18 protein-coding genes and 1 riboswitch are annotated in these 20,546 nt (G+C 71.4%); of the genes, 14 read left to right on the top strand and 4 right to left on the bottom strand.

The features are described from left to right. The first annotated feature begins 208 nt into the window (after window positions 1-208). The 6 genes from EDD40_RS19570 to EDD40_RS19545 all read left to right on the top strand — a co-directional run bounded on the left by EDD40_RS19570 (window position 209) and on the right by EDD40_RS19545 (window position 7,932). Window positions 209-1,234, top strand: coding sequence for a Crp/Fnr family transcriptional regulator (locus EDD40_RS19570; RefSeq protein ID WP_123744204.1), 1,026 nt, complete (start codon window positions 209-211; stop codon window positions 1,232-1,234). Window positions 1,235-1,398: 164 nt separating this feature from the next. After that, window positions 1,399-1,611: a hypothetical protein gene (locus tag EDD40_RS19565; RefSeq protein ID WP_123744203.1), complete on the top strand. Its 213-nt coding sequence runs from the start codon at window positions 1,399-1,401 to the stop codon at window positions 1,609-1,611. Between the two features lie 239 nt (window positions 1,612-1,850). After that, on the top strand, window positions 1,851-4,826 hold the full coding sequence (locus tag EDD40_RS19560) for a UvrD-helicase domain-containing protein (protein WP_123744202.1): 2,976 nt from the start codon (window positions 1,851-1,853) through the stop codon (window positions 4,824-4,826). 91 nt (window positions 4,827-4,917) lie between these two features. Then, the gene (locus tag EDD40_RS19555; protein WP_123744201.1) at window positions 4,918-5,337 is read left to right on the top strand and encodes a VOC family protein; all 420 of its coding nucleotides are present in this window, start codon (window positions 4,918-4,920) and stop codon (window positions 5,335-5,337) included. 119 nt (window positions 5,338-5,456) lie between these two features. Next, window positions 5,457-6,455 carry an IS481 family transposase gene (locus tag EDD40_RS19550; protein ID WP_123747970.1) on the top strand — a complete coding sequence of 333 codons (999 nt, stop codon included), beginning with the start codon at window positions 5,457-5,459 and terminating at the stop codon, window positions 6,453-6,455. Window positions 6,456-6,615: 160 nt separating this feature from the next. Then, on the top strand, window positions 6,616-7,932 hold the full coding sequence (locus EDD40_RS19545; protein WP_123744200.1) for an alpha-lytic protease prodomain-containing protein: 1,317 nt from the start codon (window positions 6,616-6,618) through the stop codon (window positions 7,930-7,932). Between the two features lie 62 nt (window positions 7,933-7,994). Here the strand turns inward: EDD40_RS19545 and EDD40_RS19540 are convergent, their stop codons facing one another. Continuing rightward, window positions 7,995-8,702: an SDR family NAD(P)-dependent oxidoreductase gene (locus EDD40_RS19540; RefSeq protein WP_342777773.1), complete on the bottom strand. Its 708-nt coding sequence runs from the start codon at window positions 8,700-8,702 to the stop codon at window positions 7,995-7,997. Between the two features lie 58 nt (window positions 8,703-8,760). Between EDD40_RS19540 and EDD40_RS19535 the strand changes: the two genes are divergently transcribed. After that, window positions 8,761-9,330, top strand: a complete 570-nt coding sequence (locus EDD40_RS19535; protein WP_123744198.1) for a TetR/AcrR family transcriptional regulator — start codon at window positions 8,761-8,763, stop codon at window positions 9,328-9,330. A gap of 16 nt (window positions 9,331-9,346) precedes the next feature. Further along, entirely contained in the window at window positions 9,347-11,332 is a 1,986-nt protein-coding gene (locus tag EDD40_RS19530; RefSeq protein WP_123744197.1) for a serine/threonine-protein kinase, read from the top strand. Here EDD40_RS19530 and EDD40_RS19525 read toward each other — a convergent pair. Together EDD40_RS19525 and EDD40_RS19520 are read right to left on the bottom strand one after the other, a co-directional pair. Next, complete coding sequence (locus EDD40_RS19525; RefSeq protein WP_123744196.1) at window positions 11,283-11,549, bottom strand: hypothetical protein; 267 nt, start codon at window positions 11,547-11,549, stop codon at window positions 11,283-11,285. The genes EDD40_RS19530 and EDD40_RS19525 overlap by 50 nt on opposite strands. After that, complete coding sequence (locus tag EDD40_RS19520; RefSeq protein WP_123744195.1) at window positions 11,546-11,938, bottom strand: DUF2000 domain-containing protein; 393 nt, start codon at window positions 11,936-11,938, stop codon at window positions 11,546-11,548. Before EDD40_RS19520 ends, EDD40_RS19525 begins: the two co-directional genes overlap by 4 nt. Window positions 11,939-12,041: 103 nt before the next feature. Here EDD40_RS19520 and EDD40_RS19515 point away from each other — a divergent pair, with 103 nt between their 5' ends. Then, window positions 12,042-12,500, top strand: a complete 459-nt coding sequence (locus EDD40_RS19515; protein WP_123744194.1) for an Lrp/AsnC family transcriptional regulator — start codon at window positions 12,042-12,044, stop codon at window positions 12,498-12,500. 12 nt (window positions 12,501-12,512) lie between these two features. Here EDD40_RS19515 and EDD40_RS19510 read toward each other — a convergent pair whose 3' ends face one another. After that, window positions 12,513-14,084 carry a dolichyl-phosphate-mannose--protein mannosyltransferase gene (locus EDD40_RS19510; RefSeq protein WP_123744193.1) on the bottom strand — a complete coding sequence of 524 codons (1,572 nt, stop codon included), beginning with the start codon at window positions 14,082-14,084 and terminating at the stop codon, window positions 12,513-12,515. A 24-nt stretch (window positions 14,085-14,108) separates the two neighbouring features. Here EDD40_RS19510 and rsmI point away from each other — a divergent pair, with 24 nt between their 5' ends. From rsmI to rsmA, 5 genes are all read left to right on the top strand, one after another. Further along, window positions 14,109-14,954 (top strand): 16S rRNA (cytidine(1402)-2'-O)-methyltransferase, encoded by an 846-nt coding sequence (gene rsmI, locus EDD40_RS19505; RefSeq protein ID WP_123744192.1) that lies wholly within the window; start codon window positions 14,109-14,111, stop codon window positions 14,952-14,954. Window positions 14,955-15,064: 110 nt separating this feature from the next. Then, window positions 15,065-16,855 (top strand): methionine--tRNA ligase, encoded by a 1,791-nt coding sequence (metG, locus tag EDD40_RS19500; RefSeq protein WP_123744191.1) that lies wholly within the window; start codon window positions 15,065-15,067, stop codon window positions 16,853-16,855. Then, window positions 16,852-17,688 carry a TatD family hydrolase gene (locus tag EDD40_RS19495; protein WP_123744190.1) on the top strand — a complete coding sequence of 279 codons (837 nt, stop codon included), beginning with the start codon at window positions 16,852-16,854 and terminating at the stop codon, window positions 17,686-17,688. The genes metG and EDD40_RS19495 overlap by 4 nt, the downstream gene beginning before the upstream one ends. Window positions 17,689-17,968: 280 nt before the next feature. Beyond that, window positions 17,969-19,402, top strand: coding sequence for a resuscitation-promoting factor (locus EDD40_RS19490; protein WP_123744189.1), 1,434 nt, complete (start codon window positions 17,969-17,971; stop codon window positions 19,400-19,402). A 10-nt stretch (window positions 19,403-19,412) separates the two neighbouring features. Continuing rightward, window positions 19,413-20,291, top strand: a complete 879-nt coding sequence (gene rsmA / locus EDD40_RS19485) for a 16S rRNA (adenine(1518)-N(6)/adenine(1519)-N(6))-dimethyltransferase RsmA (RefSeq protein WP_123748143.1) — start codon at window positions 19,413-19,415, stop codon at window positions 20,289-20,291. A gap of 86 nt (window positions 20,292-20,377) precedes the next feature. After that, window positions 20,378-20,470, top strand: a riboswitch (SAM riboswitch). Window positions 20,471-20,546: the final 76 nt, after the last annotated feature.

Below are 20,546 nucleotides of genomic sequence, written 5' to 3'. Positions count from 1 at the left end.
CACCTGGTACGCAGCCGTGAGGCGGACTCAGGCGAGGGGCTTGAAATGAGTGCGGCCCCCCGCTGCAAATCGGGGGGCCGAAACCGATGCTCATCCGGACCAACGGACTTGACCGGCAGTTGCACTATGCCCGGAGATCGGCCGAACGTGTCCGCAATCTGCGTAGAATCGCCCTGTTGGTACGTCTGACAGGCGGGAGGTGGTGGGGATGCAGCCTTCGTCGGCGACGCCCTCGCTGACCCCTGTCGAGGTTCTCCAGGCTGAACTCCGCGAGCTGTACGAAGAGGCGGGGCGGCCCAGCACGCGCACGGTGGCGTCGCGCAGTGATGGAAGGATCAGCCACGACACGGTGCACCGGGTGCTCCACCGCGGGGTCGACAGCGGCGCTCCGCGCTGGGAGACGGTCGAGGCCCTCGTCGCAGCCCTCGGCGGCGATCGGGCACGGTTCTGGGAGCTGTGGGTTCGCTGTCAGGAGATCGTGGCGGCCACGAACGACAGGGGGCGGGGTGCGGACTCGTCGGACTCGGCTGACGAGAGGGCGGTCGATCACGACACGTCCGGCGGCTGGCCGGTCACGAGCCTGCTCGGTCGTCTGCGCTCCGCCGTCCGGCAGGAGGTGCTCGGCCTGGGCACCACCGTCAGGTACCCGGCGAACACGCTCCTCGTGGAGCAGGGGACGAAGGTCGGCCATGTGCTCGTGATCCTCAGCGGTGCGGTCATGGTCGTGACGAGGGACGACGACGGTGACGAGATGGTCCTCGAGATCATCGGTTCGGGGAGCACGGTGGGCGAGGCCGAGGTCGTCGGCCACGAGCCGTGCTTCGCCTCCGCGGTCACCTGCGGCGCGGTGGTCGTACGACGGGTCGCGAGTGACGAGTTCCTCCGCCTGTTGTACCGCCGCAACGACGTGCTCGTCGCGCTGCTCGGTGTCCTCAACGACCGTCTGCGCTGGGCGTATGCGCGGCAGCGGGACTTCCTGGCTCATACAGCGGTCGAACGCGTGGCGCGCGTGCTGGTGGAGCTGCTGCGTGAGCACGGTCGTGAGGAGGAAGAGGGCTGGGCGTTGAAGCTGCCCCTCACGCGGATCGAACTCGCCTCGATGGCGGGGATGAAGCCGCGAACCGCGGAACGGGCGTTCGGGGCACTGCGCAAAGCCGGTGTGGTGCGCTACCACGCTCGTCGGGATGTGCTTGTTCCGGACCTCTCGGCGCTGTCCCGGCTGGCGTACCACTAAAAGCTCACCAGCCCCTTCCGCCACGGCGGTGAGTGGGTCAAGATGGTCACTCCTCGGTCGTGCCGAGTGGTCTCGTCTTCCTGCCGACTGCAAACGGCAGTGTGACTGCTCGACCTGGGAAATCCGCTCATCCGGACCACGGACTTGAAAGTGAGGAATATTCATTGTCGAACCACATCGGTGGTTGGCTGGCCGCGTGCGCCAACTGGCGGCCCCGTCTGCGGCTCTCCGCGGCGATCGTCATCATCTGCATCGTCACGGTCGTCGTCACCGTGGCTGCCCAGGCTGACGTCTTCGTCGCGCTCAGCGCGGTGACGGCACTCTTCACCACGGCACTCGGCCTCGAGCGCCACCTCGCCCGTCGCCGTCGTGCGTAGTGGCGTGACCGCTTGATTTGCGGTGCCTGTCAGGGTGTTCGCGCACCTTGGCAGGCACCACGTCAGGCGCTGGTGGAGGATTCTCGAAGAATCTGCCGGACTGCCGGACGTCGGGCGGGCATGGCCTGAAGTGCGGACCGCTCGACTACGGACTTCTGGCGGGACCCGCACCTTGTGACGAGAGCGGGCGGTGAGACCTGGCGCGACGGCGGAGTGGATCGGTCACTACGCTCTGGCCGGTGCGCTTTGTGGCGGATCTCCACATCCACTCCAAGTACTCCCGGGCCTGCAGCCGTGACTGCGACCTCGAACACCTGACCTGGTGGGCCCGCCGCAAGGGGATCTCGCTGGTCGGCACCGGCGACTTCACCCACCCCGCCTGGTACGACCACCTCGGCGAGAACCTGGTCGAGGCGACGCCCGGCCTGTTCCGGCTGCGGGACGACCTCGACCGCGACATCGACCGCAGGCTGCCGCCGTCGCTGGCCGCGGCGCCGGTGAGGTTCATGCTGTCGGTGGAGATCTCGACGATCTACAAGCGCGGCGACCGCACCCGCAAGGTGCACCACCTCGTCTACATGCCCGACCTGTCGTCGGCGGCGCGGTTCAACGCCCGGTTGGCCAAGATCGGCAACCTCGGGTCGGACGGGCGGCCCATCCTCGGGCTCGACTCGCGCGACCTGCTGGAGATCACGCTCGAGTGCGGCGGCTACCTGGTGCCCGCGCACGTCTGGACGCCGTGGTTCGCGGTGCTCGGCTCGAAGTCCGGGTTCGACGCGATCCAGGACTGCTACGTCGACCTGGCGCCGCACATCTTCGCGGTGGAGACCGGGCTGTCGTCGGACCCGGAGATGAACTGGCGGGTGTCGAGCCTCGACCAGTACCGGCTGGTCAGCAACTCGGACGCGCACTCGCCGCCGGCGCTGGGTCGTGAGGCGACGGTGTTCGACACCGACCTGGACTACTACTCGGTGCGGTCGGCGCTGGAAACCGGCGACGGGTTCGCCGGGTCGCTCGAGTTCTTCCCGGAGGAGGGCAAGTACCACGTCGACGGGCACCGCAAGTGCGGCGTGCGGATGGAACCCGAGGAGACGTCGGCGCACCGCGGGATCTGCCCGGAGTGCGGCAAGCCGTTGACGGTCGGCGTGCTCAGCCGGGTGGCGGAGCTGGCCGACCGGCCGCACGGCTCGCGTCCCGCCGGCGCGGCCGGGTTCACCAGCCTGGTGCCGTTACCGGAGATCGTGAGCGAGATCGTCGGCACCGGGCCGAAGAGCAAGAAGGTGGTCGCGGAGATCGACAAGCTGACGGCGGCGCTCGGGCCGGAGCTGGTGATCCTGCAGGACGTGCCGGTCGACGACATCGCCGTGCACTCGCCGCTGCTGGCCGAGGCGGTGACCCGGCTGCGGCGTGGCGAGGTGGTGCGCGACTCGGGCTACGACGGCGAGTACGGCGTGATCACCGTGTTCGAGCCGGGGGAGCTGGACCGTCGGCGGTCGGCGTTCGCGTTGTTCGACTACGACGCCCCCGCCCCGTCCACTGTGGAGCGTGCACGGCCGGCGCCCGCGCCCGTCCCGGTCGCCGTCGCGACACCGGTCGCGGAGTCCGCCGGCTCGTCGTTGTTGGACGGTCTCGACCCGGAGCAGCGGGCGGCGGCCGAGGTGGCCGGCGGGCCGTTGCTGATCATCGCCGGGCCGGGGACGGGCAAGACGCGGACGTTGACGCACCGGATCGCGGACCTGGTGACGTCCCGGGGCGTGCCGGCGTCGGAGTGCCTGGCGATCACGTTCACCCGCCGCGCGGCGGAGGAGATGGCGGAACGGCTGGCGCTGCTCGCGCCGGACGCCGTCGACGAGGTGACGATCGCGACGTTCCACTCGCTGGGCGTGCTGATCCTGCGCGAGCACGGCGCGCGCTTCGGGTTGTCGGCGTCGTTCGGGGTGGCGGACCCGGAGCGGCAGCTGGAGGTGGCGCTGTCCGTCGTCGCGGACGGGAAGGAGGCGCGGGAGCTGGTCGACGCGGGGGACGCGCGGTACAAGAAGGCGTTGCGGGCGCAGGACCTGGTGGACTTCGACGACCTGATCTCGTTGCCGCTGTCGTTGTTGGAGGAGTCGCCTCCGCTGGTCTCCGGTTACCGGGCGCGGTGGCGGTGGGTGTCGGTGGACGAGTACCAGGACGTGGACGAGCAGCAGTACCGGCTGCTGCGGCTGCTGGCGCCGCCGGACGGCAACCTGACCGCGATCGGCGACCCGGACCAGGCGATCTACCGGTTCCGCGGCGCCGACGTCGGGTTCTTCCTGCGGTTCCGGGAGGACTTCCCCGGTGCGCGGACCGTGCAGCTGACCAGGAACTACCGGTCGTCGACGGCGGTGGTGACGGGCGCGATGCAGGTGATCGCGCCGTCGTCGCTGGTGCCGGGGCGGGAGCTGCGGCCGATGGTGGACCACGGCGCCGCGCCGATCGGCGTGCACCACGCGTCGTCGGAGGCGGCCGAGGCGGGGTTCGTGGCGCGCACGATCGAGCAGGTGCTGGGCGGCGCGTCGTTCCACGCGTTCGACAGCGGCCGGGTGGTGGGTGACGGGACGCAGGGGCTCGGCTTCTCGGACTTCGCCGTGCTGTACCGGACGGACCGGCAGTCGCGGGCGCTGGTCGAGGCGTTGACGCAGTCCGGCCTGCCGTTCCAGAAGCGCTCGCACGACCGGTTGGCCGACCGGCCCGGGGTGGCGCGGATCGCCCACGACCTGGCGTTCGCGGGCGGCTCCACCGTGCTGGAACGCGTGCGTGCCGTGGCCGGTGACGACCACACCGCCTATGAGCTGCTGAAACCGTTGGCGGCCGAGTGCGGGGCCGACTTCGAGCGCTTCCACACGGCCCTCGCGCTGGGGGTGGAGGTGGACACGTGGGACCCGCGGGCGGACCGGATCTCGCTGCTCACGCTGCACGCGTCGAAGGGCTTGGAGTTCCCGGTGGTGTTCATCGTCGGCTGCGAGGACGGCCTGCTGCCGTTGCGGTGGCCGGGGTCGGACGACGTGGAGGCGGTGGACGAGGAGCGTCGGCTGTTCTTCGTCGGGATGACCAGGGCGCAGCGGCACCTGTTCCTGAGCCACACGTCGGGGCGGCCGAAGTCCCCGTTCCTGGCGGCGCTGAAGGCTTATGAGCAGCTGGGCGACGCGCAGCCGAAGCGGAAGCGGAAGGGCACCCAGCTCAGCCTGCTCTGACACCGAAGGACCTGCGGCCGAGGCGGCCGGCGCGGCTGAGGGGTCGGAGTCGCCGGCCGGAACTGTCGGACCCCTTGGCTAGCGTCGTGGGATGGCGCACACCATCGGCTTGGCCCTCGACTGCCACCACCCGACCGAGCTGGCCGAGTTCTGGAAACTGGCCCTGGGCTACGAGGACGAACCCCCACCCCCGCCGTTCAAGACGAGGGCGGAGTGGGTGGCGCACTACGACGACCCGGACGACGACCAGGACGACGGCGCCTGGCTGCACGACCCGACGGGCGCGGGTCCGAGGCTGTTCCTGCAACAGGTGAGGGAACCGAAGACGGAGAAGATCCGCCTCCACTTCGACATCCGGGTCAGCCTGGAAGCACCGCCGGAAGATCGCTGGGCGACGGTGTGGCGCAAGGTCTCGCAACTGCGGGCGGCCGGCGGGAGAGTGGTCGGGGAGTACCCGGAACACCACGTGGTCATGGCCGACCCGGAGGGCAACGAGTTCTGCGTCTGCTAGCTGTACTGCCCTGAGAGGTTGTGGACACCGGGACACGTAGTCGGATGATGTTGGAATGAGGGAGGGCCTCCGGGTTCGGTGTGGATTGCGACGTCTACACCAAGCCGACGGAGGCCCTCGTGACCCACGCTAACGCACCGCTGACTCCGGTGGGCAGGCTGCGCTTGGCCCGGTGTGTCGTGGACGAGGGCTGGCCGTTGCGGCGGGCGGCCGAGCGGTTCCAGGTCTCGCCGAGCACCGCCGCCCGTTGGGCCGGCCGTTACCGCGAGCTGGGCGAGTCGGGCCTGGTCGACCGTTCCAGCCGACCGCACCGCAGCCCGCGCCGGCTGCCCACCCGCCGTGAACGCCGGATCGTGAAGGTCCGCCTGGCGCGGCGGTGGGGTCCGGCCCGCATCGCCTTCCTGCTGGGGCTCAACCCCTCCACGGTGCACCGGGTGCTGCGCCGTTTCGGCCTGGCCCGCCTGGCGCACCTGGACCGCGCCACCGGCCGGGTGATCCGACGTTACGAACACGTCGCACCCGGCGACCTGGTGCACGTCGACATCAAGAAGCTCGGCAACATCCCCGACGGCGGCGGCCATAAAGTCCACGGCCGGCGGGCCGGCGGGCGCAACAGCTCCGCCCACCGCGACCCGACCAGGCCGCGCAAGGTTCACGGCCGCCCCAACCTCGGCTACTCCTACCTGCACAACGCCGTGGACGACCACAGCAGGCTGGCCTACACCGAGATCCTGCCCGACGAGACCAAGGAAACCGCCAGCGCCTTCTGGACCCGGGCACAGGCGTTCTTCCAGGCGGCGGGGGTGGTGGTGAAGCGGGTGCTGACGGACAACGGCTCCTGCTACCGCTCACACCTGTGGCGAGACACCCTCACCGACGCGGGCATCACCCACAAACGCACCCGCGCCTACCGACCCCAGACCAACGGCAAGGTCGAACGCTTCAACCGAACCCTGCTCGACGAATGGGCCTACGCCGAGGCATACCGCAGCGAAACCGAACGACGAGCGGCACTGCCACGATGGCTGCACACCTACAATCACCACCGCGGCCACACCGCACTGGGCGGCCAACCACCCACCACCCGCGTCCCCAACCTCACAGGACAGAACAGCTAGCCCGCGCCGCCCCTCCGTGCGGTCACCGCTCCCGGGAATGGACTAGACCATACCGCGGCGTTATGACCGGACTGGCACATCCGCCCCGGGTTCTCGCCGGCTAGCGTCGGGGGCAACGGCCCCGCATCCCGTGTCACCACCCCTGCAAGGAGACAAGCGGATGACTCGACGCACTGTCGCCGCGGTCGCCGTGGCGGTTCTGAGCGCTGCCGGACTGGCAGCCGCACTGGCCACCACCGCGACCGCGGGCCCACCACCGCCGCGCACGGACGTCGACGGCGGCATGGTCGCGGCCATGGCGCGCGACCTCCGCCTGACCCCCGACCAGGCACGGGCGCGCATCCAGCGCGAAGCGGTCGCCACCCGGACCGAGAGCACGCTCAAGGCGAGGCTCGGGCCCGGTTTCGCGGGGGCCTGGCTCAACGCCGACGCCACCGAGCTCGTCGTCGGCGTCACGGCCGCGTCGCAGATCCAGGCCGTCGAAGCGGAGGGCGCGCGGCCGGCGTTGGTGGCGCGCTCGCTCGCCCAGCTCGACGCCCTCAAGGCCAAGCTCGACCGGAACGCGCGCAGCGCGCCCCGCGGCGTCCCCGGCTGGTACGTCGACGCGCCCACGAACACCGTGGTCGTCCTCGCTCGCGACGTGACCGCCGCGAAGGCGTTCGCGCACACCAGCGGTCTGGGTGAGGCGGACGTCCGGATCGAGCGGTCCACTGAGGACCCGCGCCCGCTGGTCGACGTGATCGGCGGCAACGCCTACTACATCGGCAGCGGTTCGCGCTGCTCGGTCGGCTTCGCGGTCCAGGGCGGGTTCGTCACGGCCGGGCACTGCGGCAGCACGGGTGCGGGCACGACCCAGCCCAGCGGCACGTTCGCCGGCTCCAGCTTCCCCGGCAACGACTACGCCTGGGTCCGCACGGCCGCCGGAAACACCGGCCGGGGCCTGGTCAACCGCTACCCCGGCACGGTCCCGGTGGCCGGTTCCACCGAGGCCCCGGTGGGCGCGTCGGTCTGCCGCTCCGGCTCCACCACGGGCTGGCGCTGCGGCACCATCCAGCAGAAGAACACCTCCGTGACCTACCCCGAAGGCACGATCACCGGCCTCACCCGCACGAACGCCTGCGCCGAACCGGGCGACTCCGGCGGCTCGTGGCTGACGGGTGACCAGGCGCAGGGCGTCACCTCCGGTGGCTCCGGGAACTGCACGTCCGGCGGGACGATCTACTTCCAGCCGGTCAACGAGATCCTCCAGGTCTACGGCCTCCAGTTGATCGTCAGTGGCGGCACGCCAACCAGCACCACCTCGCCGACCACGACGACCACCACGGACCCCGGCCAGACCACCTGGCAGCCAGGCGTCGCGTACACGACCGGCTCCCTCGTGACGTACGACGGCGTCGGGTACAGGTGCTTGCAGGGGCACACGTCCCAACCAGGCTGGGATCCGCCGGCGGTGCCCGCCTTGTGGGAGCGCGTGTGAGCTAGCGGCGGGCACACGCGCGGGGTCCGGCTCGCACACGCGGCGAGCCGGGCCCCATCCGCTCACAGGTGGGCTCCTCCGGTCGCGTCCAGCCACGCGCCCGTCAGCCACCGCGCCCGGTCCGACGCCACGAACGAGACCACGTCGGCGATGTCGTCGGCCCGGCCGATCCGCCCCAGCGCGGAACGCGCCGCCATCGCCGCTTCCGCCGCCGGGTTCCCCCGCAGCCACGACGCGTTCACGTCGGTGTCGACCACTCCCGGTGCGACCGTGTTCACGGTGATCCCGCGCGGCCCCAGGTGTTGGGCCAGGGTGCGCGTGAACGTGTCCAGCGCGCCTTTCGTCATCGAGTACGCGATGCCGACCGGCATGGCGATGCGCGTGGCCCCGGACGAGATGTTCACGATCCGCCCACCGTCCCGCAGCAGCGGCAGCGCGCGCTGCACCAGGAAGAACGGCGCCCGCACGTTGACCGCGAACACCTCCTCGAACGCCTCGGGTGTCACGTCCTCGATCGGCGCGGGCAGTCCGATCCCGGCGTTGTTCACCAGCACGTCCAATGGCGGCAGGGCCGCCACCAAGGCGTCGAGCTGCGAGGGCAGCGACGCCCGCACCGCGAACGCCCCGCCCCCGGCTTCCTCCACCACGGCCCGGGCCGCGTCGGCGTCCCGCGCGTAGTGCACGACCACCCGCATTCCGTCCGCCGCCAGCCGCGCCGCGATCGCCCGCCCGATCCCGCGACTCGCCCCGGTCACCAATGCCGTCTTCACCAGCACCCCAATCTGTAACGGTCGCTACACAACAGCGAACTGTAGCGGACGTTATAGAATGAGTGCCGTGGTGGGGCGCAAGCGGGGATTCGACCGGGACGACGTGCTGGACCAGGTCACGCGCGCCTTCTGGCGCGACGGCTACCGGGCGACCTCCGTCGCCGACCTCACCGCGGCCACCGGCGTCAACCCGCCGAGCCTCTACGCCGCGTTCGGCGACAAGCGCGCCCTCTTCGCCGAAGCCGTCGCCCGCTACCGGCAGACCTACGGCGCGTTCACCGCGCGGGCCCTCGAAGAAGAGCCCACCGCGCGCCGGGCCGTCGAACGGATCCTGACCGAAGCCGCGGTCGAGTACACGACCCCCGACCGGCCCAGGGGCTGCCTGATCCTCAGCGCGCCCGAGCTGGACGACCTTCGTGACCAGGCCGGACGGGCGGTCGAGGCCAAGATCCGGCACGACGTCGCGACCGGCGCGCTGCCCGCCGGTACGGACGCGCGGCGGCTCGCCGTGTTCGTCGCCGCGACCGTCCGGGGGATGTCGTCGCTGGCCAGGGACGGCGCCACGCGGGCTGAACTGCACGATGTTGCCCGGACGGCACTGTCGGTGTGGCCCGCACCCGTACCCTGAGAGACGACGAGAAGGGGTGGTGCGGGTCGTGGAGCTGGCGGAGTCGCTGCTGGCGTGGCTGCACGACTGGGCCGGTGTGCCCCTCTGCCCCGGCGACTGGGCCTGGACCGCCACCGCGTTCGGCGCCGTGATCGGCGTGCTGCCGACGGTCGCCGCGCTGCTGTCGATCACCGTCCGCCGCGTGGTCGGCAACTCCTACGGCCCGTTCACCGGCGCGATCTTCGCCGTGCTCGGCGTGGTCAGCACGCTGGTGCTGCCCTGGATGGCGTTCTCGGCCACCTACAAGCTGCTGCGCACCCGCGCGCTGCCGGGCATGGAGTCGCTGGACGAGTCGCCGTGCCTGGCGCTGAGCCAGTACGACTACCTGATCGGCAGCGACCCGTTCATCACCGCGATCACCGGCCGGTCCGGGGTGCCGGACGTGGTGATCGCCGGGGTGACGGCGCTGCTCGCGCTGCTGTGCCTGCTGTTCGTGATGCTCCAGGCGGGCTCGGCGTTCCGGCTCGGCCCGAACTGGCCGCGCCGCGTGTTCTGGCCGCCGTTCCTGGTCCTGCTGCTGTCGACGTCCGCGCTGCCGGTGTCCTTGGTGGGCCACCTGCTGCTCGGGTTCTTCCCGATCGCGGTGGCGGGCTCCCTGGTCGTGCGGGTTTTCGGGTTGACTACCGCCATGCTGAACCGCCCCGGTCGCGATCGCGGGAACCCGAGCCCGCAACCCGCGGTGTCGAGAACGCCACCGCCGTCGTCCTCCCAGCAGCCGCACCAGTCCTCCCAGCAGCAGCCGCACCAGTCGTCGCCGCACCAGTCGTCGCAGCCGCGCCGGCAGGTGTCGGCCTCGCAGCAACCGCAGCAGCCTCGCCAACCGCACCAGCCGCCGCCCTACAAGGTGGAGAAGCCGCCGCCCTACCAGCCCGCGCAGATCCCGCCCTACCAGCCGATCCCGCCCTACCGGCCGACGCCGCCGGTCCGGCACTACCCGCCGACGCGGGTCGCCGACGTGCCCGTGCCCGTCGAGGCGCCGAGGCCGACCAGGCCGGAGCAGCCGGCGCCGCTGGCCGACACGCCCGGCCCGCTGCCGTTCGGCCCGGGTGGCGGCAACAGCGGCCCGACACCGACCCCGACGCCCGACTCCGGCAAGGTGTGGAACCCGGCGGGCGGGCGGTTCCGGCGGATCCGCCAGCTCGGCCGCGGCGGGTTCGGCACGGTGTGGCTGGCCGTGGACGAGCAGTTGGCCCGCACGGTCGCGGTGAAGCTCGCGCACGCCCCCGACAACGACACCGAGCAGCGCATGTTGCGTGAAGCGCGCGCTCTGGCCGCCGTGCGGCACCCGAACTGCGTGCGCGTGTTCGACATCGTGCAGGACCCGGACGGGCTCGCGATCGTCATGGAGTACATCGACGGCGAACCGCTGTCGAACGTCGTGCTCACCAGCGGCCTGCTCGCCGACACCCTCGCCGCCCGGCTCTGGGTGAACATGGCGGACGCGCTGGCCGCCGCGCACGAGCAGGGCGTGCTGCACCGGGACGTGAAGCCGTCCAACGTCATCGTGGACACCCACGGCACCGCGCACCTGATCGACTTCGGCATCGCCCGGTCGAAGGGCGACAGCACGCTCACCGCCACCGGGATGATGGTCGGCACGCCGGACTTCCTCGCCCCCGAGACCGCCCGCGGCGAGGCGGCCAGCCCCGCGTCGGACGCCTGGCAGCTCGCCGCGACGGTCAGCTACGCGCTCACCGGCCACCCGCCGCGCGGGTCGCGGGAGAACCCGATCTCGTCGCTGATGGCCGCCGCGCAGGGTGAGCCGTGCGTGAAGCTGCCCCAGCACAGCGCCCACGCCCGGCTGCTGACCAGCGCGCTGGACGCCGACCCGGCCAAGCGGCCGGCGCTGGGCGCGATCCGCACCGAGTTGAGCACGTGGCTCTCGCAGGCCGGGTTGAGCAAGGAAGGCCCGGTCACGAGGATGATCGACCGGCCGGAACCGCCGACCCGACCCGTGCGCTGACCCGTGCCCCGAACCGGGCGCTGACCAGGGCCGCGACCCCGGTCACCGGCGGCCCGGCCGCCGGCGCCCCGGAGAACGCGGGCGCCGGCGCGGTGCGGCGGCGGAGGAGCCCGACGGCGGCGGCCGGTCCCGCCGCCGTCACCGCCGCGAGCGTGGTCGACGCGACGCGCATCAAGGTGGCCGACTGCGCGCCCCCGTACGACGCGGCGAGCTTCATGCCATCAACGGCAGCTTGCGGGTCAGGCGGGTGACCTCGGCCCTCGGGCCGTAGAGGGCGACGGCGACGAACCCGGGGTCCTCGGCGAGGGCGAGCGCCGCCACGTACTCGGGGTAGGCGCGCGAGCGGCGGGCGACCTCGGTGAAGCCGATCTTCAGCACGCCCTCGGCGCGGTGCAGCTCCTTGAGGTGCTCGGCGGACGTGGTCAGCACCGGCACCGGGTGCGTGTTGAGGCCGAGGTGGAGGGTGCCGTCGGCGTCCTCGACGTCCTCGCCGAGCAGGTCGGGCAGCCGCGCGCCGAGGGTGAGGCCGAGGACGACGGCGGCGTTCGCGGCGAGGTTGGGCGGCAGGTCGTCACGCAGGATCAACGCGAGTCTGGTCGGCAGCACGTCCGGTCCGTTCGTTCGGTGGTTTTGCCCCAGACTCGCCCATCTGAACGACCTGATCCAGCGTCACCGAACTTCGTTCGCCGGGCTTTGCCATGATCTGCACGTGGACGAACTTGATTCGGCGATCACCAGGCATCTGCAGCTGGATGCGCGGCTGACCAACCGCGAGCTGGCGCGGCGTCTCGGCGTCGCGCCCTCGACCTGCCTGGAACGCGTGCGGGCCCTGCGCGAGCGCGGCGTCATCAGGGGCTATCACGCGGACGTGGACCTGAGCGCGCTCAACCGGCCCGTGCAGGCGTTCGTCGCGGCCCGGCTGCGCCCGATGAGCCGCGCCGTGATCGCCAACTTCAAGGCGGCGATCGGCGCGCTGCCGGAGGTGACCGCGATGTACGTGGTGGCGGGCGACGACGACTTCCTCATCCACCTCGCCGTGCCGGACCTGGAGCACCTGCACGCGTTCCTCATCGACCGCCTCAGCGAACGCCGCGAGGTGATCAGCTTCCGCAGCTCGGTGATCTACGAGAGCATCCGCAACCCCGTGCTCACCGAGCTGCCGCGCTGACCCGCCCGCCGGTCAGTTCCAGGACGGGAGCCACTTCTGGGCGTCCCAGACCTCCGGGGTGATCGGGATGCCGTTGAGGATCGGCCACAGCCACACGAAGTTGGCCACGACCAGGCCCACGTACAGCGCCACCGCGAGCAGACCGGTGCCGCGGCGTTCCCGGCCGTCGGTCCGCTTGCCCAGGACCTCGCCCAGCGCCAGCGCTATGCCCAGCGCCAGGAACGGCGCCATCGGCATCGCGTAGAAGTAGTACATCTGCCGGTCCACGTTGATGAACCACGGCAGGAAGCCCGCGCCGTACCCGACCAGCACGGCCGCGTAGCGCCAGTCCAGCTTGGCGATCGACTGCCACATCGCCCACGCCAGCATCGGGAACGACAGCCACCACAGGGCGGGCGTGCCGATCAGCATGATCGCGCCGACGCAGCTCGGCCCGCCGCAGCCCTGCACCGAGCCCTCGAAGTAGTAGAGCATCGGCCGCAGGCCCATCGGCCACGTCCACGGCTTCGACTCCCACGGGTGGCGGTTGGTCTCCGAGGTCACCAGCTTGGTGTGGAACTCCAGCACGTTGCCGCTGTAGTACCAGAGGGCCCGCAGCGGCGCCGGGATCCAGCCGTCCTCGGGGATCTTGGTGCCCGCGATGTGCCGGTCGATGGCGGTCTCCGACGCGAACCACGCCCACCACGTCGCCAGGTACGCCAGCATCGGGATCACCAGCAGCGCGAACAGCGACGGCAGCAGGTCCTTCGCGAACGCGCCGAGCCACGGCCGCCGCACGCCCGCCGAACGGCGCGCCAGCGCGCTCCACAGCACCGACAGCACGCCGAAGAACGCGATGTACCACACCCCGGACCACTTCACGCCGCACGCGAGGCCCAGCGCGATCCCGCCCGCGAACCGCCACCAGCGGAAACCCAGCCACGGGCCGTACGGCGAGTTCGTCACCCAGCCCTCGCGCACCGCGACGGCCAGCCGGGCCCGCACCTGGTCGCGGTCCACCACCAGGCACGCGAACGCCACCACCACGAAGAACGTCAGGAACGCGTCCAGCATCCCCATCCGCGACTGCACGTGGCTCATGCCGTCGGCGATCAGCAGCACGCCCGCGATGGCGGCGATCAGGTCCGACCGCGTCATCCGCCGGGCGATCCGCACGACCAGCAGGATCGTCAAGGTGCCCGCGACGGCCGAGGCGAACCGCCAGCCGACGCCGTCGTAGCCGAACAGCCACTCGCCGATCGCGATGAGCTGCTTGCCCAGCGGCGGGTGGACGATCAGCTCGTAGCCGGGGTTGTCCTCGTACCCGCCGTTGCGCAGCACCTGCGCGCCCTGCGGCACGTAGTGCTTCTCGTCGAAGACCGGGGTGCCCTTGTCGGTCGGGAACCCGAGGTTCCAGAACCGCACCACACCGCCGATCAACGCCACGGCCAGCGTGATGAGCCAGCCCCTGAGGGCGTCGCTCATCGCTCCGGGTTCGAGCTGGCGGGCCCGCTGTTCGCGGTCGTTGCCCGGTGGCGGGCTCGTCGGCGGTACCTCGCCGGCGTCGACCACGTCGTCTGCGGACTGCGGTGCGATCAGGCTCACGCGCACGATCGTAGGGTGAGAGACGTGAGACCTGTATCTGGATCAGGCCGTTTGGTGCTGGCGGCTACTCCGCTCGGCGACGTCCGGGACGCGTCACCGCGCCTGGTCGAGGCGCTGGGCACGGCCGAGGTGATCGCGGCGGAGGACACCAGACGGCTGCGGTCGCTCGCTTCGGCCCTGGACGTCACGCCCGCGGGGCGGGTGGTCAGCTTCTACGACCAGGTCGAGACGGCCCGGCTGCCCGGCCTGCTGGAGGCGCTGCGGGACGGGCGGACGGTGCTGCTGGTGACCGACGCCGGCATGCCGAGCGTGTCCGACCCCGGCTACCGCCTGGTGGCGGCGTGCGTGGAGGAGGACATCCGGGTCACGTGCCTGCCCGGCCCGTCCGCCGTGACGACCGCGCTGGCCGTGTCGGGCCTGCCGTCGGACCGCTTCTGCTTCGACGGCTTCCCCCCGCGCAAGCAGGGCGAACGCCGGCGGTGGTTCGCCGCGCTGCTCGCCGAGCCGCGCACGTGCGTGTTCTTCGAATCACCCCATCGGCTGGCGGACACCCTCGCCGACGCCGCGCACGTGCTCGGCGCGGACCGCCGCGCCGCCGTGTGCCGGGAGCTGACGAAGACGTACGAGGAGGTCAAGCGGGGTGGTCTCGGCGAGCTGGCCGAGTGGGCGGCCGAGGGCGTGCGCGGGGAGATCACCGTCGTGCTGGCGCCCGCCGAGGCCCGCGAGACCCCGCCGATGGAGGCGCTGGTGGCCGAGGTGCGGCAGCGCGTGGCCGACGGCGAGCGGATGAAGACGGCGGCGGCGGAGGTCGCGGAGGCGGCGGGGGTGAGCAAGAAGGCCCTGTACGACGCCGCGATCAGCCAGGGGTGAGACGGGCGGGCGGGCCGCCGTCAGCCGACCGGGCGACCTTCCCCGCCCGGCCCCTCGCGGACTGCCCCTCCCGGCAGAACCCGCTGGAAGCGGCTCCGTAGGCTTGGCCCATGAGTGCCTCCGTGCTGACCGCGGTGGCGTGGCCCTACGCCAACGGCCCCCGCCACATCGGTCACGTCTCCGGTTTCGGTGTCCCCTCCGACGTGTTCTCCCGCTACATGCGCATGTCGGGCAACCGGGTGCTGATGGTCTCCGGCTCGGACGAGCACGGCACACCCATCTCGGTGCAGGCCGAGAAGGAGGGCCTGTCCACCCACGAGCTCGTGGACAAGTACCACCGGGTGATCGCGAACGACCTGCAGGGCCTCGGCCTGTCCTACGACCTGTTCACCCGGACCACCACCGGCAACCACCGCAAGGTGGTCCAGGAGCTGTTCCTGGCCCTCTGGCGCAACGGCTACGTCATCCCGAAGACGGAGATGGGCGCGATCAGCCCCTCCACCGGCCGCACCCTGCCCGACCGCTACATCGAGGGCACCTGCCCGATCTGCGGCTACGACGGCGCCCGCGGCGACCAGTGCGACAACTGCGGCAACCAGCTCGACCCCGTGGACCTGAAGAACCCGCGCTCGCGCATCAACGGCGAGACGCCGAAGTTCGTCGAGACCGAGCACCTGTTCCTCGACCTCCCGCAGTTCATCGACGCGCTCGGCGGCTGGCTCCAGACCCGCACCGAGTGGCGCCCGAACGTGCTCAAGTTCAGCCAGAACCTCATCAGCGACCTGCGCCCGCGCGCCATCACCCGCGACCTGGACTGGGGCATCCCCATCCCGCTCGACGGCTGGCGCGAGCAGCCGATGAAGCGCTTCTACGTGTGGTTCGACGCGGTGATCGGCTACCTCAGCGCGTCCGTCGAGTGGGCCCGCCGCAGCGGTGACGACGACGCCTGGAAGGAGTTCTGGACCGGCGACGCCCAGAGCTACTACTTCATGGGCAAGGACAACATCGTCTTCCACTCGCTGATCTGGCCCTCCCTGCTGCTCGGGCAGAACGGCCAGGGCGCGAAGGGCGGCGAGCCCGGCTCGTTCGGCGCGCTGAACCTGCCCACGGAGGTGGTCAGCTCCGAGTTCCTGACCATGAGCGGCTCGAAGTTCTCCACCTCCCGCGGCACGGTGATCTACGTCACCGACTTCCTGGAGGAGTTCGGGCCGGACGCGCTGCGCTACTTCATCTCCGTCGCCGGCCCCGAGAACCAGGACACCGACTTCACCTGGGAGGAGTTCGTCCGCCGGACGAACTTCGAGCTGGCCAACGAGTGGGGCAACCTGGTCAACCGGTCCATCTCGATGGCGCACAAGAACGTGGGCGCGATCCCGCGGCCGACCAGCCCCACCCAGGCCGACCACGAGCTGCTGGAACTGTCCCGCAAGGCGTTCGACGTGGTGGGCGCGAACCTGCGCCGCTCCCGGTTCAAGCAGGCCTCCGCCGAGGCGATGAAGGTGGTCGGCGCGGCCAACCGCTACCTGTCCGACCAGGAGCCGTGGAAGCTCAAGGACGACCCGGAGCGCCGCGACACCGTGCTGCACACCGCGTTGCAGGTCGTGCAGGACGCCAACGCCCTGCTGACGCCGTTCCTGCCGCACTCGGCGCAGAAGGTGCACGAGGCGCTGGGCGGCACGGGCGTGTGGGCGGCCCAGCCGCAGCTGACCGACGTGGCGGACCTGGACGTGCCCGACCGCGAGTACCCGGTGCTGACCGGCGACTACGCGGCCGAGCAGGCGACCTGGGCGTCCACCCCGATCGAGGTGGGCAGGCCGCTGGCCAAGCCCGCGCCGCTGTTCGCGAAGCTCGACCCGGAGCTGGGCGAGACCGGCCCCGAGTGGGCCCCGATCGCGAAGTGACGAAGCGACGGGGCGAACGACCACCGGTCCCGGAGGCGCTGCCGGCGCCGGTGGTCGACGCCCACACCCACCTCGACGCGTGCGGCGCGCGGACGCCCGACCAGGTCCGCGAGGTCCTCGACCGGGCCGCCCTGGCGGGCGTGGACCGCGTGATCACCGTCGCCGACGACCTCGACGCCGCGCGCTGGGCCGCCGAGGCCGCCACCTGGGACGACCGGGTGTTCGCCGCCGTCGCCCTGCACCCCACGCGCACGTCGACGTTCGGCGAGGCCGAGCAGGCCGAGCTGGCCCGGCTCGCCGAGGGGCCCCGGGTCGTCGCGATCGGCGAGACCGGCCTGGACTACTACTGGGACCACGCGCCGAAGGCCGCCCAGCACGAGGCCTTCCGGTGGCACATCGACCTGGCCAAGCGGGTCGGCAAGCCGTTGATGATCCACGACCGGGACGCGCACGACGACATCCTCGCGGTGCTCGACGCCGAGGGCGCGCCGGCCACCGTGGTCTTCCACTGCTTCTCCGGCGACCTCGCGTTCGCGCGCGCGTGCGTGGAGCGCGGGTTCGTGCTCTCGTTCGCGGGCACGACGACGTTCCGCAACGCCCACGCGCTGCGGGAAGCCGCGCGGTGGGCGCCGGAGGACCACGTGCTCGTCGAGACGGACGCGCCGTTCCTCACGCCCCACCCGTACCGAGGTCGCCCGAACGAGCCGTATTGCGCGAACTACACGCTTCGGGATCTGGCGACGCTGCGTGAGGCCGACCTGGGTGAGTTGGCCACGAAGATCACTCGAAACGCCGAACGCGTCTTCGGTCTTCGTGACGCGGTGAAGTCGTAATCCTCCTTACGACGAATGGCGGACAGACTTGCTCCCCTGACGGGGTGACTGAACTCACAAGGGTTGTCGGGGTGTTGGCACAACCCCCACGGACCCGTTACGGTCCCGTGACCGTGCCCCGAGTCGTGATTCGGGGCGCACCCGCAGTCGGGGCGGGTCACGTTGACACCAGAAGCGAGAAGCCGAACACGCGCGGGAGTTGCCGGAGATCACCAGCTGACCACCGACACCGAACCGTGCGCGTAGCCGGACTTCGCGCCTTCAGGAGGTATGGCACCCCGTGAACTCGTTCAACGAGGACACCGACTGGTTTACGCCCGTGCAGCCGACACCCGCGACCGGTGTCGACGTCCTGGACAGACCCGGGCCGCCGTCCGAGTGGGACACCGCGGTGTTCACCATCACCCCGGACGACGTGCTGGAAGTGCTGGGACCGGACGCCGACGAGCTGCTCGCAGGGGCGAACGTCGACGTCGACGAGCTGATCCGGCTCATCAACGCCGAGACCACGCTCCTGCCGCCGATCATCATCCCCGACGAGGTCTCCCAGGACCGGGTCGCGGGCAGCCTGGCCGCCGAGCGGCCGAGCGCCCCGCCCGCCGCGCTGGTCGAAGCCGCGGGGAAGTGGAAGCGCCGCTTCCTGAAGGCCGCCGTCCTCACCGTGCTGGTCACCATCTCCGGCGGCGGCGCCACCGCGATCGCGATGGACAAGTCCGTCACGGTCGACGTCGACGGCGAGGCCACCACCGTCCGCACGTACGAGTCGACCGTCGGCGAGATCCTGGCCGACGAGGGCATCGTGATCGGCGAGCACGACGCGCTGAGCCCGTCACCCCAGGCGAAGGTCAGCGACGGCGGGAAGATCTCGCTGGACCGCGGCCGGCTGGTGAAGATGACGGTCGACGGCGAGCAGCGCGAGGGCTGGGTCCGCTCGGTCACCGTGGACGAGGCGCTGGACCAGCTGCAGGTCGCCGACGAGGGCGCGTGGCTCTCCCACGACCGCGGCATGGCAGTCCCCCTCGACGGCCTCTCGCTCGAGGTCAAGAGCCTCAAGACGGTCACCCTCTACGACGGCGGCAACGAGCCCCGGCAGATCCGCACGACCGCCGTGACCGTCGAGGAGCTGCTGAAGGGCGAGAACCTGTCGCTCGGCCCCGACGACAAGCTCGAGACCGCGTTCGACCTGCGCGTCACCAACGGCGCCGAGGTCCACATCACGCGCACCGGCGTGTCGGTGATCAACGCGACGGAGGCCGTCCAGCCGCCCATCGAGGAGGTCAAGGACGACGCCATGATGAAGGGCCAGAAAGAGGTCCTGGACCCGGGCGAGGCCGGCGAGCAGATCGTCACCTACCGCGTCACGGTGAAGAACGGCGCCGAGGTGGGCCGCGAGAAGCTGGGTGCGAAGGTCACCAAGGAGCCGAAGCCGAAGAAGGTCAAGGTCGGCACCAAGCTCCCGCCCGACGGCGCGGTCTGGGACCAGCTGGCGCAGTGCGAGGCCACCGGCAACTGGGCCATCAACACCGGCAACGGCTACTACGGCGGCCTGCAGTTCAACAAGGGCACCTGGGACGCCTACGGCGGCGCCCAGTACGCCGCCTACCCGCACCAGGCGACCCGCGAGCAGCAGATCGCCGTCGCCACCAAGCTCCGCGACGCGCGCGGCGGCTACTCGGCGTGGCCCCACTGCCAGTCGAAGCTCGGCCTGCCGTAACAATGTGCCGGTGACTGAGGATTCGACGTCGGCCGGGCACGGGAGTCACCTCCTGGGCCCGGCCGACGTCCGCCGGCTGGCCGCCGAGCTGGACATCCGCCCCACGAAGAAGCTGGGGCAGAACTTCGTGCACGACCCGAACACGGTGCGGCGCATCGTGTCGGCGGCCGACCTGCGCCCGGACGACGTGGTGCTCGAGGTGGGCCCCGGCCTGGGCTCGCTGACGCTGGCGTTGCTGCCCTCCTGCCGCGCGCTGGTGGCCGTGGAGATCGACGGCGTGCTGGCCGACCGCCTGCCGGTCACCGTGGCGGAGCGGGCGCCCGGGCTGGCCGAGCGGCTGTCCGTCGTGCACGCCGACGCGATGCGCGTGACCCCGGAGCAGCTCCCGGTCGCGCCGACCGCCCTGGTGGCGAACCTGCCGTACAACGTGGCCGTGCCCGTGGTGCTGCACCTGCTGGCCGTGCTGCCGTCGTTGCGCACGGGCCTGGTGATGGTGCAGTCCGAGGTGGCCGACCGGATGGCCGCCGGTCCCGGCAGCAAGGTCTACGGCGTGCCCAGCGTGAAGCTCGCCTGGTACGCCGACGCCCGCCGGGCCGGTCCCGTGCCGCGCTCGGTGTTCTGGCCCGTGCCCAACGTCGACTCGGCGCTGGTCGCGTTCGACCGGCACGAGCCGCTGTCCACTGTGGACCCGAAGCGGCTGTTCGCGTTGGTGGACGCGGCCTTCGCGCAACGCCGCAAGATGCTGCGCGGCGCGCTGTCCGGTTGGGCCGGCTCCGCCGCCGAGGCCCAGCGGCTGCTCGTCGAGGCGGGCGTCGACCCGGCGGTGCGCGGCGAACAACTGGCCGTCGGCGACTTCATCCGGATAGCCGAGGTCGCGTCCACTCGGTAGTCGTTGATCTTTCGGCCGAAAGTGTGATTTGCCGGACGATCCTGTTTCAGGCTTGCGTCAGCCGGTCCCGGTCGGGTCTACTCGTGGTGCCATCCCGAGCGGCCGAGAGACCTGGCTCCACGACGCCGCAGCAACCACCCCTCCACGGGGGCAGGTGCTTCCGCCAGGAACGATGGAGGATCACGTGCCCAGGATGCGAATGCTCACCCGCCGGCGGGTCGTCGACCACGGCCGCCGGACCTCGTCGGCCTGTCG

This window comes from Saccharothrix texasensis (assembly GCF_003752005.1).
GTDB lineage: Bacteria > Actinomycetota > Actinomycetes > Mycobacteriales > Pseudonocardiaceae > Actinosynnema > Actinosynnema texasense.
The sequence above is the reverse complement of the archived record's forward strand: the minus strand, read 5'-3'. Positions and strand labels throughout refer to the sequence as shown.